Source organism: Streptomyces sp. NPDC006339, from assembly GCF_040612775.1.
In the GTDB taxonomy this organism is placed as follows: domain Bacteria; phylum Actinomycetota; class Actinomycetes; order Streptomycetales; family Streptomycetaceae; genus Streptomyces.
In genome coordinates, this window is sequence record NZ_JBEXQW010000033.1 from 1 (window position 1) to 16,562 (window position 16,562).

General features: G+C 74.4%; 17 protein-coding genes. 11 read left to right on the plus strand and 6 right to left on the minus strand.

Annotated elements, in window-relative coordinates; genetic code table 11:
* Positions 1-366: 366 nt before the first annotated feature.
* Positions 367-735: a hypothetical protein gene (locus ABZ135_RS25190; RefSeq protein WP_356698519.1), complete on the minus strand. Its 369-nt coding sequence runs from the start codon at positions 733-735 to the stop codon at positions 367-369.
* Positions 736-913: 178 nt separating this feature from the next.
* Between ABZ135_RS25190 and ABZ135_RS25195 the strand changes: the two genes are divergently transcribed.
* Positions 914-2,344: a carboxylesterase family protein gene (locus tag ABZ135_RS25195; protein WP_356698520.1), complete on the plus strand. Its 1,431-nt coding sequence runs from the start codon at positions 914-916 to the stop codon at positions 2,342-2,344.
* 131 nt (positions 2,345-2,475) lie between these two features.
* Positions 2,476-2,646: a hypothetical protein gene (locus ABZ135_RS25200; RefSeq protein ID WP_356698521.1), complete on the plus strand. Its 171-nt coding sequence runs from the start codon at positions 2,476-2,478 to the stop codon at positions 2,644-2,646.
* Here ABZ135_RS25200 and ABZ135_RS25205 read toward each other — a convergent pair.
* Entirely contained in the window at positions 2,619-3,392 is a 774-nt protein-coding gene (locus tag ABZ135_RS25205; RefSeq protein WP_356698522.1) for a metallophosphoesterase, read from the minus strand. The genes ABZ135_RS25200 and ABZ135_RS25205 overlap by 28 nt on opposite strands.
* Positions 3,393-3,631: 239 nt before the next feature.
* On the opposite strand from ABZ135_RS25205, the gene ABZ135_RS25210 reads away from it, so the two are divergent.
* The gene (locus ABZ135_RS25210) at positions 3,632-4,327 is read left to right on the plus strand and encodes an RraA family protein (RefSeq protein ID WP_356698523.1); all 696 of its coding nucleotides are present in this window, start codon (positions 3,632-3,634) and stop codon (positions 4,325-4,327) included.
* A 163-nt stretch (positions 4,328-4,490) separates the two neighbouring features.
* Here the strand turns inward: ABZ135_RS25210 and ABZ135_RS25215 are convergent, their stop codons facing one another.
* Both ABZ135_RS25215 and ABZ135_RS25220 read right to left on the minus strand, forming a co-directional pair.
* Entirely contained in the window at positions 4,491-4,931 is a 441-nt protein-coding gene (locus tag ABZ135_RS25215) for an OsmC family protein (protein WP_356698524.1), read from the minus strand.
* A 64-nt stretch (positions 4,932-4,995) separates the two neighbouring features.
* Complete coding sequence (locus ABZ135_RS25220; RefSeq protein ID WP_356698525.1) at positions 4,996-5,772, minus strand: type 1 glutamine amidotransferase; 777 nt, start codon at positions 5,770-5,772, stop codon at positions 4,996-4,998.
* Between the two features lie 259 nt (positions 5,773-6,031).
* Here ABZ135_RS25220 and ABZ135_RS25225 point away from each other — a divergent pair, with 259 nt between their 5' ends.
* Both ABZ135_RS25225 and ABZ135_RS25230 read left to right on the plus strand, forming a co-directional pair.
* Positions 6,032-6,322 carry a hypothetical protein gene (locus tag ABZ135_RS25225; protein WP_356698526.1) on the plus strand — a complete coding sequence of 97 codons (291 nt, stop codon included), beginning with the start codon at positions 6,032-6,034 and terminating at the stop codon, positions 6,320-6,322.
* 141 nt (positions 6,323-6,463) lie between these two features.
* Positions 6,464-6,883 (plus strand): hypothetical protein, encoded by a 420-nt coding sequence (locus ABZ135_RS25230; RefSeq protein ID WP_356698589.1) that lies wholly within the window; start codon positions 6,464-6,466, stop codon positions 6,881-6,883.
* 551 nt (positions 6,884-7,434) lie between these two features.
* On the opposite strand, the gene ABZ135_RS25235 is transcribed toward ABZ135_RS25230, so the two are convergent.
* Positions 7,435-8,211 (minus strand): NAD(P)-binding domain-containing protein, encoded by a 777-nt coding sequence (locus tag ABZ135_RS25235; protein WP_356698527.1) that lies wholly within the window; start codon positions 8,209-8,211, stop codon positions 7,435-7,437.
* Positions 8,212-8,392: 181 nt separating this feature from the next.
* Between ABZ135_RS25235 and ABZ135_RS25240 the strand changes: the two genes are divergently transcribed.
* From ABZ135_RS25240 to ABZ135_RS25255, 4 genes are all read left to right on the plus strand, one after another.
* Positions 8,393-10,807 carry a molybdopterin cofactor-binding domain-containing protein gene (locus tag ABZ135_RS25240; RefSeq protein WP_356698528.1) on the plus strand — a complete coding sequence of 805 codons (2,415 nt, stop codon included), beginning with the start codon at positions 8,393-8,395 and terminating at the stop codon, positions 10,805-10,807.
* A 55-nt stretch (positions 10,808-10,862) separates the two neighbouring features.
* On the plus strand, positions 10,863-11,342 hold the full coding sequence (locus ABZ135_RS25245) for a (2Fe-2S)-binding protein (protein ID WP_356698529.1): 480 nt from the start codon (positions 10,863-10,865) through the stop codon (positions 11,340-11,342).
* Between the two features lie 58 nt (positions 11,343-11,400).
* Positions 11,401-11,970, plus strand: a complete 570-nt coding sequence (locus ABZ135_RS25250; RefSeq protein WP_356698530.1) for a dihydrofolate reductase family protein — start codon at positions 11,401-11,403, stop codon at positions 11,968-11,970.
* A 126-nt stretch (positions 11,971-12,096) separates the two neighbouring features.
* Entirely contained in the window at positions 12,097-12,753 is a 657-nt protein-coding gene (locus tag ABZ135_RS25255; RefSeq protein ID WP_356698531.1) for a maleylpyruvate isomerase N-terminal domain-containing protein, read from the plus strand.
* A gap of 54 nt (positions 12,754-12,807) precedes the next feature.
* On the opposite strand, the gene ABZ135_RS25260 is transcribed toward ABZ135_RS25255, so the two are convergent.
* Positions 12,808-13,509, minus strand: coding sequence for an FCD domain-containing protein (locus ABZ135_RS25260; RefSeq protein WP_356698532.1), 702 nt, complete (start codon positions 13,507-13,509; stop codon positions 12,808-12,810).
* Between the two features lie 310 nt (positions 13,510-13,819).
* On the opposite strand from ABZ135_RS25260, the gene ABZ135_RS25265 reads away from it, so the two are divergent.
* A complete protein-coding gene (locus ABZ135_RS25265; RefSeq protein WP_356698533.1) occupies positions 13,820-15,715 on the plus strand; it encodes a 2-isopropylmalate synthase in 1,896 nt (631 codons plus the stop codon).
* Entirely contained in the window at positions 15,712-16,560 is an 849-nt protein-coding gene (locus ABZ135_RS25270; protein WP_356698534.1) for an ATP-binding cassette domain-containing protein, read from the plus strand. Before ABZ135_RS25265 ends, ABZ135_RS25270 begins: the two co-directional genes overlap by 4 nt.
* The last annotated feature ends 2 nt before the right edge of the window (positions 16,561-16,562 follow it).

A 16,562-nucleotide genomic window follows, 5' to 3' on the forward strand; every position in this document is an offset into this window, starting at 1 on the left:
GCCGCCTCGACTACCTGCACAGCACGCAGGAGGGGCAGCGCTTCTACATCGGGCGGCGGCACGTGCACGACGCCGCCCCGCCGCCGGCGGGGCCTTCGCCGGGGTGGTGCCGCCTGCGTGGCGGGGCAAGCTGCCGCGGCACCGGAGGCGCACGGAGCCGTCCGGGCCCTCTGGGCCGTGCCCGTTGCCCGGGCGGTACTGCCCGTAATGCGCCCGTACCTGCGCTGGCCGCACCGCCGTTGCCGGCCGCACCGCCGGTGTCCGCCGTGCCGGCCGCACCTGCTGTCCCGCCTGCCGGCGTACAAGCCCTCCCGACCGTCCAGGCTGCCTCGACCCGCCAGAAGGTCGATCCGTCCCCAGCCGCCGCTAGCGCAGCGAGCCGTACGCGTCCGTCACGCAGTCCGCCGCGCAGCGGCCCCGCTCGTAGGCGTGGCGCAGGGCGGCGGCGGCGTGTTCGCGGGTGATCTCCTCGTAGCCGAAGCGGTCGCGGGCGAGTCGGACGACATCCTCGACGGTGACGATGGCCGGCTCGCCCCGGCCCGCCGCGTCCCGTGCGGCGGCGATCGCCAGCTCAGCGGAGCGGGTCAGGGCCCGGACGTACGCCTGCCAGGCGAGGGCACGCGCCCGGCGCGGCGCGAGGGGGCGGGTCGACCGGCCCTTCCAGCGCGCGCCGGCGGCCATGAGCGCGGCGCCGGTCACGACCACCAGGACGCCGACGGCGGCGTCGGGACTCATGTTCACAGGGCCTCCCTTCCCCGCCGGGGCCGCGTCGAACCGGTCGGCCCGCTCGGGGCCTTGGGCGCCGCCGTTGACACGTGTAAATTGGCGGCGTCACGCTGTCCGCAGCACCGCGCGTCCACTCGCGCACCGGCCAGGCCAGGAAGGCACGCCCATGTCCCCGGAGACCCCTCTCGTGACCACGACCCGCGGCCCGGTCCGCGGCGAACGGCGGGCCGACGGAAGCTGCCGCTTCCTCGGCATCCCCTACGCCGAGCCGCCCATCGGCGCGCTCCGCTTCGCCGCGCCCGTGCCGCCCCGGCCGTGGACCGAGCCGCTCGACGCCACCGCGTACGGGCCGACCGCCCAGCGCCGCCCCTTCGCCGAGGTGACCACCATTCCCGAGCCGTCCGTTCCGGGCGCCGGCGTGCTCAACCTCAACGTGTTCACGCCCGAGCCCGACCCGGAGGCCGGTCTCCCGGTGCTCGTCTGGATCCACGGCGGCGGCTATGTCGCGGGCTCGGCCGCAAGCCCCTGGTACGACGGCGCCGCGTTCAACCGCGACGGCGTCGTGCTCGTCTCCCTCGGCTACCGGCTCGGGATCGAGGGCTTCCTCCACCTCGACGGCGCGCCCGACAACCGCGGCGTACGGGACTGGATCGCCGCCCTGGAATGGGTCAGGGACAACATCGCGCGCTTCGGCGGCGACCCGGCCAGGGTGACCGTCGCCGGGCAGTCGGCGGGCGGCGGAGCCGTGCAGACCCTGTTGGCCGTGCCCTCCGCACGCGGACTGTTCCGCGGCGCCCTGTCCGTCTCCGGCGCCGTGATGCGGCCCGACGGGCCGGAGGTCGCACGCGCCGTCTCACGCCTGTTCACCGCGCGCACCGGCCTGCCCGCCACGGCCGCCGCGCTCCAGGACCTGGACGACGACGAACTCCTCGACCTCCAGGACCGGCTCGGTGCCCCCGGGCCGGACCGCGAGGGACTGCCGCCGATGCTGTCCCTCGCCCCGTTCGCCGACGGCGAGCTCATCCCCGAGCCAGTCCTGGACGCTCTGACGGTGGGCGCCGCGGGCGCCGACATCCCGCTGATGCTGGGCTTCACCGCCCACGAGTTCGACATGATCCCCGCACCCGGCCCGGACGGGCCGCCCCTGCCGGTGCTGCTCGGCGGACTCGGCCTCACCGAGGACCGGGCGGCCGCCTTCGCCGAGGCGTACGCGGACACCGATCCCGGCGGCCGCTTCGGCAAGGCCCTCACCGACGTCACCTTCCGCGCCCCCTCCCTCGCGGTCGCCGACGCCCGCGCCGAGCGCGCACGGCCCACCTGGCTCTACCAGTTCGAGTGGACCTCGCCCGTCAACGGCCGGGCCTTCCACTGCCTCGACCTGCCCTTCGCCTTCGACCTCCTCGACGCCGAGGGTGTCGAGGCCGCCGCCGGCCCGACCCCGCCCCAGTCGCTCGCGGACGCCCTCCACCGCGCGTGGGTCTCCTTCGTGACCGACCAGGACCCGGGCCCGGACTGGCCCCCGTACACCTCCGACACCCGCACCACCAAGCTGTGGAACACGCCCCCGACCACGGACGGCGACCCGCTCCGGCGCGTGCGCGCGATCTGGCTCGACTGAGGGGCGGGAGGGACTCCTGCCGGAATGTCTTCTTCGACGGAGGATGGCGGCTGTCCGGCACGGGGACCTGGGAACTGGTCGACCGCAGCGGGGGACAGACCGTCCGCCTCACCCTGACGAAGCGGACCGCCGTGGACCGAACCGACCGCGCCGACCGTGCCGATGGCGCGGGCCGGGCGGACGGCCGCGGCTCCGGCAAGGACGTCGTGCTGGTCTTCTTCTTCGGCGACCGCGACATCGGGAACACGTACGTCATGCGGCGCGCCGCGCCGGGTCAGCCGCCGAGCGGCACGCTTCGGTAGTGCGTCGTCAGCCGGCCGTCCTTGGAGAGGAGATGGAAGGCCAGCGACGGGGCCATCTCGTCCCGGTACACGTAGTCCGACGGGCCGCCGGACTGCTCCCACGGCAGCTTCGACGTCGACACCACGCCCGGCGCCACGAGGAGCGGGCGGCCGGCGAACGTGGTGGCGGCGGCGGTGTGGGAGTGGCCGCAGAGGAAGGCGATGACGGAGGGGTACCGGCGGGTCAGGGCGGCGAGGCGGTCCTCGCCGAACTGCCGGAGGCCGTCCACATAGGGCATGCCGAGCGTCGCCGGCGGGTGGTGGAAGCCCACGAAGACCGGCGTGCCCTCCGGTGTCCGAGCCAGTTCCTCCTCCAGCCAGGTCAGCGTCTCGTCCTCCAGGAAGCCCTCGTCCTTGCCCGGTATCGACGAGTCGCACAGCGCCAGGACGAAACCGTCGCGGCGCAGCACCTGGTTCACCGGTGCCTCAGGAGCCGGAGGTTCCGCGCCGAGCAGTACCCGGCGGAAGACGTCCCTGCGGTCGTGGTTGCCCGGACAGGTGAGCACGGGATGCCGGGTGGACAGGACGTTCTCGCGGATCCACACGTACTCCGACTCCGCGCCGTGGTCGGCCAGATCGCCCGTGACGATCACCGCGTCGAAGTCGTACGGGAGCGAGTCCAGGAAGCCCATGGTGGCCTTCGTCCGCTCCCTGCTGCGCGGCGAGTCGTCGACGTGGATGTCACTGAGGTGCGCGATCACGATCACGGTTCGTCCCCTTCACGGTCCCGGAGGGTTCTTTCCTCTCCCTGCCGAGCGGAACGTATCCCGCACCCCGGCGCCGTCGCGCGGGCCAACCCCTGCGCATTGGCCCTTTTCCCGCGCTCCGAGCGGGCTAGCCTCGAACAGGCCGCGCACGCCCCGTGCGCCTGACCTGCTGCGCATCCGCCGGGCGCCTGCCGCCTGCCGCCCGTCCACCGCGCATCCGCCGAAGGGACCGTCGCCCCATGCACAAGAGGTTCGCCGAACTCTCCACCCCGCTGGTCGCCGATGCCTGCGTACGGCTCCGGGTACCGCTACGGGCCGCACCCGCCGGCGTCCGGCCGGTGGTCCCCGGCCACCGCGTCGCCGGACGGGCACTCCCCGTCCGGCACTACGGCAGCGTCGACGTCTTCCTGGAGGCATTCACCACCCACGCCACCCCCGGCGACGTACTCGTCATCGACAACGACGGCCGCGAGGACGAGGCATGCGTCGGTGACCTCGCCGTCCTGGAGGCCCAGGCGGCCGGTCTCGCGGGCGTCGTCGTCTGGGGCCTGCACCGCGACACCGCCGACCTGCGCGAGATCGACCTGCCGGTCTTCTCCTACGGGGCCCACGCCCCCGGACCCGTACGCCTCGACCCGCGCGGGCCGGAGGCCCTGCGCACCGCCCGCTTCGGCGCGCACACGGTCGGCGCCGACGACGTCGTCTTCGCCGACGACGACGGTGTGCTGTTCGTGGCGGCCGACCGCGTCGACACCGTACTCGACACCGCCGAGACCATTTTCCGCACCGAGCGGAACCAGGCCCGGCGGATCCGGGCCGGGGAGACCCTGCGCGAGCAGACCCGCTTCGACGCGTACCTCCGACGGCGGGCCGAGGACCCGGAGTACACCTTCCGGCAGCACCTGCGCGGCATCGGCGGCGCCATCGAGGAGTAGCGCCGGACCGGTCGGCAGGGCAGGACCGGACCGGTCGACAGGACAGGGCGGGCGGGGCAGGGGCAGGGTCGCCACGCCCGCCGCCCGCCGCCCGCCACTCGCCGGGGCACGGGAGCGGCCGCCCCGCCTGCCGCCCGCCGGGGCACAGGAGCGGCCGGGCCGTTCAGCCCGCGCGGAAGCCGGTCGACCCGTCCGGCAGCAGCGCCTCGACCTCCGCGCCGTGCTCCACGGTGCGGCTCACCGTGCAGTACTTCTCGTGCGTGAGCCGCACCCCGCGGGCGAACACGTCGGCCGCCCGCGGGTTGTTGTCCGGCAGCTCGAACTCGTAACTCACCCTGATCCGCCCGATCCTGCCGTCGTCCTCGGGACCCGACACGCCCTCCACCACGATCCGCAGGTCGTCGTGGTCGACGGCCCGCGCCGTGCGGTCGATGACCAGCCCGCCGCAGCCGCCCATCGCCGCGAGCAGCAACTCGACGGGCGTGAACGACGGCTGGGCCGCCGCGTCGTCCTCGGCCGCGATCCGCACCTCCGCGCCGCGGTCGTTGCGGGCGGTCCAGGTGCGGTATCCGGTGCGAACGGTCTCGATCCGGTAGTCGGCCATGACGGCACTGCTCCTCGCTGCGGGACGGCGTGCGGACGCGAGCGCGTCCGCACGGCCCATCCCATCACTCCCGCCCGGCGGCCGCCCGCACGGGCGCGCCCTCCCGCACGACGGCCGCCCATCGCTCGGCCATCGCCCCCCACACCGTCCGCAGCAGCGGCTCCGCCTCCCGCAGGGAGGTCACCGCGCCGACCGGGTCTCGGCCCTCCGCGCGCACCTGCGGACCGTCGGCGGCGGCCCAGTCGGCGACCGTGCCGGAGAGCGCCTCCGGGTGGAACTGCAGGCCCCACGCGCACGGGCCGATCCGGAATGCCTGGTACGGGCAGTCGTCACCGGCCAGCAGCGGCACCGCCCCGGGCGGCAGCCGTTCCACGTCGTCCCAGTGCCACTGGGCGGCCGGCGCCCCCTCGGGCACCGCGCCGAGCAGCGGATCGTCCTCGGCGCCGGGCAGCCGGCGCAGCGGCACGACACCGAGCTCGGGCCCCTGGCGGCGGGGCGTGACCCGCCCGCCGAGCGCGTGCGCCATGATCTGGCCGCCCAGGCAGATGCCGAGGAGCGGGACGCGGGCCTCGACGGCCTCCCGTACCAGCGCCCTGACCCGTGGCAGCCACGGAGCGGCGGTGTCGTCCTCGCAGTTGGCCGAGCCGCCCAGGACGAGCAGTCCCGCCCAGCCGTCCAGGGACGCGGGCAGAGCCTCGCCCCGCCACGGGTGGCGCACCCGCGGGTCGAGCCCGGCCGCGCGCAGCCGTTCGCCGACGAGCCCCGGCCCGGCGCCGGCCTCGTGCTGGACCACCAGGACCCGGGGCCGGAGCCCTGTCCGATGGCCGGTGGGGTGCGTCACCTTCGTCACAGTCGTCCCGCCTCCACGATCCGTCGCAGCCACGTCCTGGTGTGCGCTGTCACTGCTCCGAGGGTGGCTGAAGAACCGTTTCCGCGAGGCCGGTTCGCCGGACTCGACGACTCGGCCCGCCCCGGCCGCCCCGCGTTCCGTACGGCTCTTGCGGGCGTACGGCGCACGGGCGGCACTGAGTACCCGGTGTGCGGTGGACTGAGTACCTCGTCCGATGTCCCGGCCCCGGTGCCGTTGATGAACTGGCGTCATGACCGACGACGCCCCGCGCACCACCGCCCGTCCCCTCCGCCACGTCACCGCCACGGCCACCGCCACCGGTTCGGCCCTCGCCGTGGCGCTGCTGCCGGTCGTGGTCGGCGCGCTGCTCGCGCGCTCGGTGGGCGGAGACCCGATGGCGTCCGTCAACGCGCTCATCGCGAGCGGCGGTCAGCGGGCCAAGCTCTCCCGTACCCAGCTAGGCGACTGCGGCGGCCGGGCCGTCGCCACGGCCCGGGGCGTCTGGGACCGTTCGGCGCGTCGCGCCGATGTGTACCGGTAGGCGCGGCGAGAGGTGCGCGACCGGTCACGGCGTGACAGCCTGACCGAGGCCCGGCGGCCGGCGACCGGCGACCGGCGACCGGACGGCCGACGCCGGGGCGGGGAACGCCGGGGAGCGGCGGGGGAGCGGGGAGTGGGGGAGATGGAAGAGGCGGTGTACGCGTCCGTCACCTACGCGGCTCCGTGCGGAGAATGCGGCGCCGAGCTGGAATGTCACGGCGTGCAGGCGCTCGTCGGTCGCCGACTGCGCTGGGACGTCGAACTCGTCTGCTGGGCCTGCGGCTTCGAGCTCGCCGTCTGCGGTGGCGACCTGCCTCCCGAGCGGCGGGCTCAGTTGTTGGCCCGGCACGGCGCCACGGCGCTTCGGGTGAGCGGCCCCGGGGCGAGCGCGGTCGCCGTGCTGCGGGTGGTGCGGGCGGAGCTCGGGCTCGACCTGGCGGCCGCCAAGCTGATGGCGCGTCGGGTCCTGGACGGGAAGTGCTCGGGGACGCTGCCCGAAATGGAACGGCTGGCGCGCGCGTTGCGCACGCACGGCGTGCCCGCGACCGTGGCCGGGCAGTGACTCCCCGTCTCGCTGGCTGGCTGACCGGTTTCCCAGTTGACCGGGTGACCGGGTGACCGGGTGACCGCGTGTCCGGAGCGCCGTCGTACGGCCGACCGGGTCGCCGCCCCCGTACGGTCCGCCGCGCCGTCTGCCGGGCCCGTCGGCGGTCCGTAACGGTCCGCCGCGCCGTTCGCCGGGCCCGTCGGCGGTCCGGTCGGCGGGGGCCGCCGGCGGTCCGGTCGGCGGGGGCCGCCGGTGGTCCGGTCGGTGCTCCGGTCGGCGGAGGCTCGCCCGTGGTCCGTGCGGCGGGGACTGCAGGTGGGTCCGTGGTCCGTACGGTTCGCCGCGCCGGTCACCGGGACCGTCGGTGGTCCGGTCGGTGGTCCGTACGGGACGCCGTGGCGGGACGGCCGGTGTCGGCGCCCACCCCGGACAGCCCTACGACCCCGCCCCTGGACAGCCCTACGACCCCGGCCTCCGACGGCCCTGCGAGACCGGCCCCGCCCTCCAGGCGTCCTGACACCCGCCTCAATCCGAGCCGCCGCCTTCCGGGGCAGCCCCCCCGGGGCTCAGCCGCGGAAGGCCGCCGGGCGTTCCGGGGAGGCGTCGGCGAGGGCCTTGCGGACCGCTTCCACGCCCGCCCGCAGGCCGTAGACGGGGGTGTCGGGCTGCTGGCGCCAGGAGTCGTCGATGCCGCCCGCGTCGACCGTGTCGAAGCCGAGCTCGTCGATGAGGGCGCGCACCGTCTTCTTCGCCACCTCGTCGTCGCCCGCGACCGGCAGGGCGATCCGCTCGGGGTCACCGGCCGGGCGGGGGCGGTCGATGATGTCCTCCGCGTAGGTGCCGTTGAACGCCTTGACCACGGGGTGGCCGATCTGCCGCTCGGTCCAGCGGCTCTCGGTCAGGCCCTCGTCCTCGATGGCGGCGATGCGGCCGTCGCGCTCCCGCGGGTAGTAGTTGCCGGTGTCGATGACGACGAAGCCCTCCGCCGCCCCGTCGAAGAGGCCGGCCGGCAGGTCGGGGACGGCCTTGAGCGGGACCGTCACGACCACCACCTCCGCGCCCCGCGCGGCCTCCGTGACCGCGACCGGCGTCGCACCGGTCTCCTCGGCCAGGGCCGTGAGCGTGTGCGGGCCCCGCGAGTTGGCGACGGAGACCTCGTGCCCGAGCTTCGTGAGACGACGGGTGAGGTTGCCGCCGATGTTGCCTGCGCCGATGATGCCGATCTTCATGGTCGTGCCTTCCGCATGGGGAACGTCCTGAGTCCGAGCCTGCGAGCGAGCGGTGCGCACCGCCGTCACGCCTCTGCCCAACCGCCCGTGGCCCGCGGCCATTCCCGGTGACATGAGGACCCGGCGGGATCGGCGTGAAAGCTACGCCGTTTCCGCCCCGGCGCGGGTCCGTTCGGGTGATGATCCACTGGCCACACCACGGACACACCACGGCCACACCTCGGCCCCGCCTCGTTCCACCCCCCCGGCCGCCGCCGAGGACCACCCCGAACCCGCCGTCGAAAGGGCCATGCCCATGGAAGCCCAGGACCCCGCCGCACCCGCCGCACCCGCCGCGCCTCCCGCGCCCACCCCATCCGCCGCCCCTCCCGCGCCGGAGGCCCCCACACCACCGCGCGGCATCGGCCGGCGCCGGTTCCTCGGTTACGTGCTGGCGGCGCCGACCCTCACCGTCGCCGCCCGGATCGGCGAGGACGCCCTCGCGCCCGCACCCGCGGCCGCCGCCGTCCCCGCCGCGGCCCCGGGCGTCGTCCCGTCGCTGCCCGGCCCCGCCGAGATCCTCGACCTCAACGACCTGCTCACCGTCGCCGCCCTGCCCACGGCGAACCTCATCACCATCCGCCTCGACCCCGACGGCACCGCCCACTTCGCGCTGCCCCGCGCCGAAGTCGGCCAGGGCATCACCACCTCCACCGCGATGATCATCGCCGAGGAGCTCGACCTCCCCCTCGACCGCGTCAGGGTCACCCTCGCCGACGCCCGCCCCGAACTGCTCTTCAACCAGCTCACCGGCGGTTCCAACACCACCATCTCCACCTTCACGCCCGTCCGGGTCGCCGCCGCCGTCGCCCGGGGCCGGCTGCTGCGCGCCGCCGCCCTGCAACTCGGCGCCGCCGTCGACACCCTCAGCACCGAGGCGGGCGTCGTCACCTCCGCGACCGGCGCCCGCCTCACCTACGGCGAACTCGCCGTCAAGGCGGCCGCGGTCACCGACACCCAGGTCTCCGTCACCCTCAAGGACCCCGGCCGCTTCCGGCTCATCGGCACCGCCCAGCGCCGTATCGACGCCCTCGACGCCGTCACCGGACGCAAGAGGTTCGCCTTGGACGTCCAGGTCCCCGGCGCGCTGCCGACCATGGTGTGCCGCCCGCCGACGATCAACGGCACCGTGCGCTCCGTCGAGAACCTCTCCGAGGTCGCGGCCATGCCCGGCATCACCGACGTCGTCACCGTCTCCACCGGCGTCGCCGTCCGCGGCCGCACCTTCGGCCAGTGCGTCGACGCCGTCCGCGCCCTGAAGGTCACCTGGGGACCCGGCACCGCCGAAGGCGCCTCCGACGCGACCGTGCTGCAGAAGCTGCGCCGCGCCGAACTCCCCCTCGTCGTACCGCCGCTCGACCTCCTCACCAAGGCCGTCGACGCCCGCTTCACCTTCCACTTCGCGAGCAACAGCGCCCTGGAGACCAACTGCGCCGTCGCCGACGTGCGCCCCGGATCCGCCGAGATCTGGGCCAGCCTCAAGTCCCCGATCGTCGCCCAGGAGAAGATCGCGCTCCAGCTCGGCCTTCCGGTGAGCGCCGTGAAGGTGCACGTCACGGAGGGCGGCGGCTCGTTCGGCCGCAAGCTGTTCCACGACGCCGCCGGCGAGGCGGCCGAGATCTCCCGGGCGATGGGCAAGCCCGTCCGGCTCATGTGGCATCGCACCGACGACTTCCGCCAGGGCCGTACGCACCCGATGGCGACCTCCCGGGTCCGCGCCACGTACGCGCTCGGCGAGGTCCTCACGTACGAGCAACGGCACACGTCCGTCGCCACCGACTTCGGCCACGGCGTCGGCGAGATCATCACCTCGGAGGCGGCGAAACTGCCCGTCGCGGACCTCACCTTCTCCGAGACCATGTTCCAGCTCACCCAGTCCAGCCCCTACCACTTCGGGGTGACCACCCAGCTCCTGAACGAGGTGGACCACGGCTTCAACACCGGCTCCATGCGCAACATCTACTCGCCCAACGTGCGCTGCGCCCAGGAACTGGTCGTCGACGAACTGGCCAGGCGCATGGGGCAGGACGCGCTCGCCTTCCGCCGCCGCTTCCTCAAGGACGACCGGGCCCGCGCCGTCCTCGACAAGGTCGCCGAGATCGGCCGCTGGGGGAGGCCGATGGCGGCCGGCACCGCGCAGGGCATCGCCGTCCACCCCGAGTACCACTCCGTCGTCGCCGTCCTCGCCGAGATCGACTGCCGCCCCGAGACGACCGGCAGGAAGATCCGCGACGCCTATACGGGGCCGCGCGTCACCAAGGTCGTCTGCGCCGTCGACGTCGGCCTCGCCGTCAACCCGCGCGGCCTGGAGGCCCAGATGATGGGCGGCATCATCGACGGCATCGCCCTCACCCTCACCTCCAGCCTGCACCTGCAGGACGGCCGCTTCCTCGAGAGTAGCTGGGACAACTACTTCTACACCCGGCAGTGGAACACCCCGCCCGAGCTGGAGATCGTCGTCATGCCGTCCACCGGCGACGAGCCCGGCGGGGCCGGCGAACTCGCCGTCGCCGCCGCGAGCGCCGCCGTCGCCTGCGCCTACGGACGGGCCACCGGCGCCATGCCGACCGTCTTCCCGGTCAACCACGGCGCGCCGCTGTCCTTCACACCGGCCCCCACCGTGCCCCCGATCCCCGCCTCCCCGACCGACGGCCGCGACCGCGCCCTCTGAGCGCGCACCCGCGCCACCCCGCCACCTCGCCCCGCATCGAGAACAAGGAGCCACCGTGCCCCAGCACACCTTCATCCTCAACGGCAAGGCCGTCACCGCCGAGGTCGAGGGCGACGTCCGGCTGCTCTGGGTGCTCCGGGACGTCCTCGGCGTCACCGGCCCCAAGTACGGCTGCGGCGTGGGCGTCTGCCAGGCGTGTACGAGCCACCTCAACGGCAGGGCCTTCACCCCCTGCTCCGTCCCGGTCGAGGACCTCGCCGCCGACGACGAGGTCACCACCATCGAGGGACTGCCCGCCACCGTCGGCAGGGAACTGCACCCGATGCAGGAGGCATGGCTCGACATCGACGTCGCCCAGTGCGGCTACTGCCAGCCGGGCCAGATCATGACCGCCGTGGCGGCCGTACGACGCGCCCATGAGGCCGGACGGGAGATCGACGAGACCGATCTCGACCAGATCCGCAACATCTGCCGCTGCGGGACCTATAACCGTATCCGTGAGGCCATCAAGGAGGGCGCCCGCCGCATGGTGTGAGCCGGGACGCTCCCTCGCACCGCAGCGGCCTCCGCCGACGAGAGGGAGCGTGCCGCCCATGCCCGGAAAGATCGTCCTGTTCGCCGGGGTCTCCCTCGACGGCTACATCGAGGGTGAGGACCACGACATCGGCTGGCACCAGGTCGACGAGGACCTGCACCTCCATTTCAACGAGGAACTCGCCTCCATGGGCCGCTTCCTCAGCGGACGGCGTACTCATCAACTGATGGCCGACTTCTGGCCGACAGCGGACGAGGACCCCGACAGCACCCCCGCGACCCGCGCATTCGCCCGGATCTGGCGCACCATGCCGAAGACGGTCTACTCCACCACCCTGCGGGAGGCCGGCTGGAACACCACCGTCGTGCCCCGCGTGGACCCGGCCGAGGTCCGGGCCCTCGCCGAGGCCGCCGACGGCGACCTCACCCTCAGCGGAGCGGCACTCACCGCCGCCTTCCGCGAACAGGACCTGATCGACGCCTACCAGATCTACGTCCACCCGGTCGTCGTCGGCCGCGGCACCCCGCTCTTCCGGCCGCTCGACCACCCCGCCACCGTCCTGCGCCTCGAACGGTCCCGCACCTTCGGGAACGGCGTGGTGATGATGCGTTACGAGCGGAAGCGGTAGCCGCCGGGCGCGGGCGGCGCCGCGCGGACGGTGCGGGGCGGTCGAGCGGCACGGCGCGGCACAGCACGGCGCGGGCGGTGTGGCGCGGGGCCGTGTGCGGGCGCCGGCCGCTGGTAGCGTGCGGCCGTGGACGACTTCTCCCGTTCGTGGGCGGCCCTGCGCTCCGCCGTCGCCGCACTCGCCGACGAGGACTTCACCCGGCCCTCCGGCTGCACCGGCTGGCTGGTACGCGACCTGGTGTGCCATCTCGTCATCGACGCCCAGGACGTCCTCATCACCCTCGCGACGCCCGCCGACACGGAACCCACCCGCGACGCGGCCACCTACTGGGAGGTCTCCGACACCGCGCCGACCGGTGAGGACCCGCTCGACGCCCTCACCGTCCGGCTGGCCGCCGCCTACCAGGACCCCCGGCTGCTGCTCTTCCACCTCGACGACGTCGGCTCCGCCGCCGGGCGGGCCGCCGGGCTCGCCGACCCCGCGCTCCGGGTCGCCACCCGAGGCCAGGTGCTCACCGCGGGCGACTACCTGTCCGCGTACGTCCTGGAGTGGACCCTGCACCACCTCGATCTCGGCGCCCACCTGCCGCACGCGGCGCAGCCCCGCTCCGACAGCCTCGCCGCGGCCCGCCGCCTGCTGGAGGAGATCGCCGGTGCCGCGTTCCCCGAGGGGATGCCCGACCGGGACGCGCTGCTCGTCGGGACGGGGCGGCGCGCCCCGACCGGCGCCGAGCGGGCCGCGCTGACCGGCACGGGCCTGCGGCTCCCGCTGCACCTGGGCTGAACGCGCCCGGTCGGCCGGAGACCGCGGCGGGCCCCGAAGCCGTACGAGGCCAGGTCAGCCGGCGCGGCCGGGGGAGAGCAGGAGGGCGAGCGTGCCCTCCAGTTCCCGGCTCGCGAGCCGGGCGGCCTCCTCCGCGTCGCCCGCCTCCACCGCCGCGACCAGCGCGGCGTGCGACTCCTCGCCGGTGCGCGGGTCCTCGGCGCGCAGCGCGAGCAGGTCGAGCAGGTCGACCAGACCCTGCCGCAGCGCGGGCGCGAACTCGGCGAACAGGTCGGTGAGCACGGGGTTGTGAGCGGCCGCCACCACGGTGGAGTGCAGCCGGATGTCGGCGTCGACGAAGGCCGCGTCGTCGCCGTCCGCCGCCGCGCGCCGCCCGGCCAGCGCGTCCCGCATCGCGTCGATGTCGGCGTCCGTACGGCGCAGCGCGGCGAGCCGCGCCGCCTGCACCTCCACCAGCATCCGCACCTCGTAGACGTCCGTGACCGCGGCCCTCCGCAGCCGGGTCGGCCAGTCCTCCACCGGCCGGGTCGCCGTCACGAAGACCCCGGCGCCCTGACGCGGCTGCACGAGCCCGGCGCCGGCCAGGGCGCGCAGCGCCTCGCGGACGGTGGAGCGCCCGACACCCAGTTCCTTCGCGAGGGTGGTCTCGCCGGGCAGCCGGGTGCCGACGGGCCAGTGGCCGGCGGTGATCTGCTCGCGCAGTCGCTCGGCCGCCTGCTCGACGAGGGGGCTGGGGCGCAGGGCACCGAGGGGCATGGGAGTCACCCGATTCTCCGGTCGTTCTCCGGCTCGCTGAGGTTCCGGATCCTCGCCGACGGTCCGGATCGTCGACATCGTCGAAGACCCGGATCGCGAGAATCCCTCGGAGAGAAACTAACCCCTGAACTTGTCTGAGGAGTACTTGTCTGAGGAGCTGAGGAGTGGTTAGGCTGCCGGTCATGATCGTTCGCGGACTGCTCCTTCTCGGGTGCCGCGGCGGGGCCTGACGCGACCGGCACCCCGCCGCGGGAGCCCGTTGTGCCGCCGGTCGCCCCGACCAGCAGCCCCCAGAAGGAGCCCTCGCACCATGACCACCGCGTACCCCTGGAACCCACAGCGCCCCGGCCCCATGCCGTACCACCGCTACCGCCCCTACCAGGACCGGGTGCACGTACCCGAGCCGCGCGAGCGCCGCTGGCCGGCCGCCCGCATCGAGAAGGCGCCGCTCTGGGTCCCCGTCGACCTGCGCGACGGCAACCAGGCCCTCGCCGAACCCATGGACACCGCCCGCAAGCGCCGCTTCTTCGACCTGCTCGTACGGACCGGGTTCAAGGAGATCGAGGTCGGCTACCCCTCCGCCAGCCGCACCGACTTCGACTTCGTCCGCCACCTCGCCGAGCTGACCCGCTCGGGCGCCGTCCCCGAGGACGTCACCCCCGTCGTCTTCACCCCCGCCCGCGCCGATCTCATCGAGCGGACCTTCGCCTCCCTCGACGGACTGCCGAAGGCGGTCGTCCACCTCTACATCCCGACCTCGCCCGTCTGGCGCGACACCGTCCTCGGCCGCGACCGCGCCCAGGTGCGGGCCGCCGTCGAGGACGCCGCCACCCTCATGGCGCGGCTCGCCGACGCCCGGCCCGACAGCCACATCCGCTTCCAGTTCGCGCCGGAGACCTTCAACCTCACCGAACCGGACTTCGTCCTGGAGCTGTGCGACGCCTTGACCGAGCTGTGGGACGCGAGCCCCGACCGGCCCGTCACCCACAACCTGCCCGCCACGGTCGAGATCTCCACGCCGAACGTGTACGCCGACCAGATCGAGTACATGCACCGCCACCTCGCCCGCCGCGACAGCGTCATCCTCTCCGTCCACCCGCACAACGACCGCGGCACCGGCGTCGCCTGCGCCGAACTCGCCGTCCTCGCCGGCGCCCAGCGCGTCGAGGGCTGCCTCTTCGGCAACGGCGAACGAACCGGCAACGTCGACCTGGTGACCCTGGCCCTCAACCTCTACGTCCAGGGCGTCGACCCCATGCTCGACCTGACCGACATCGACGCCGTCCGGGCGGTCGTCGAGGAATGCAACCGGCTGCCCGTGCACCCCCGCCACCCCTACGCGGGCGACCTCGTCCACACCGCGTTCTCCGGCACGCACCAGGACGCCATCAGCAAGGGCCTCGCCCGGCACGCCGAGACCGCCGCCGACGCCGGACTCGACCCCGCGCTGGCCCCCTGGAACGTGCCCTACCTGCCCATCGACCCCGCCGACATCGGCCGCGGCTACGAGGCCGTCATCCGGGTCAACTCCCAGTCCGGCAAGGGAGGTGTCGCCCACCTCCTGCGCGCCCACCACGGCCTCGACCTTCCCGAACGCCTGCGCCGCGAGTTCTCGGCCCTCGTCCAGGAGGCCACCGACGCCCATGGCCGGGAAGCGACGCCCGACGAACTGCACGCGCTGTTCCACGCCGCCTACCTCGCCCCGGGACAGGGCGAGGGACCGGTACGCATGGCGGAATGGAGCACGGCCCCCGAAGCGGCAAACGGCACCGAAGCGAACCGCATCGAAGCGGACGGCACCGAAGCGGACGACATCGAAGCGAACCGCATCGAAGCGGACGGCACCGAAGCGGACGACATCGAAGCGAACCGCATCGAAGCGGACGGCACGGTCCACCGCTTCGACTGTCTCCTGACCACCGGCGGACGCACCGCCGCCTACCGGGGGCACGGCAACGGGCCGCTCTCCGCCTGCGCCGACGCCCTCGGCCGGGCCGGAATCACCGTCGACATCCTCGACTTCACCGAACACGCCACCGGCCCCGGTGCCGCCGGCGAGGCCGTCGCCTACGTCGAGTGCCGGGTCGGCCGACGTACGGTATGGGGCGCGGGCCGCGACACCTCCATCCTCACCGCCTCCGTCCGCGCCGTCCTGTCGGCCGTCAACCGCGCCCAGGCCCACCCCGAGGGGACGCCGGCCCCATGAACCAGCCCGTCCTCACCGCGGACGCGGTCCACGTCGTCCGCGACGGCAACGCCCTCCTCGCCGACGTCTCGCTCACCGTCCACCCCGGCGAACACTGGGCCCTCCTGGGCCCGAACGGCGCCGGCAAGACCACCCTCCTGAGCCTCCTCGGCGCCCACCTCCACCCCACCCACGGGCGGGTGGAGGTGCTCGGCCACCGGCTCGGGCGCACCGACCTGCGCGGCCTGCGCGCCCACATCGGCCATGTGAACCCCCGCCACCCCCTGCGCTCGGCACCCCGGCTGTACGACGTCGTCCTCACGGGCCTCACCAACTCGTTGGAACGTCCGCCTCGTTGGGAACCGACCCGGCGGGACCGGGAGCGCGCCGACGAGCTGATCGCCACCCTGGGGCTGACCGCCCGGAGCGAGGCCCGCTGGCCGACCCTGTCGCAGGGGGAGCGGGGCCGGGCCCTGATCGCCCGCGCCCTGATGCCCGCACCCCGACTGCTGCTCCTCGACGAGCCCGCGACCGGTCTCGACCTGCCGGGCCGCGAGCACCTCCTGACCGCTCTGGACAAGCTCGCCGCCGCCCACCCGGAGCTCGCGACCGTCCTGGTCACCCACCACCTGGAGGAGCTGCCCACCGCCACCAGCCACGCGCTGCTGCTCCGCGACGGCCGGGCCCTCGCCCGGGGACCGGTGGGCGAGGTCCTGTCCGGCGACCTGGTCGGCGCCTGCTTCGGGATGCCGCTCACGCTCGCCCGGGCCGACGGCCGGTGGACCGTCCGCGCCGAGCGGACCCGGCCGGCCGATCCTTCCGCCCGCGACGGAAGGAGAGCCGTGCCGGCTACCCGTCATACCTGAGA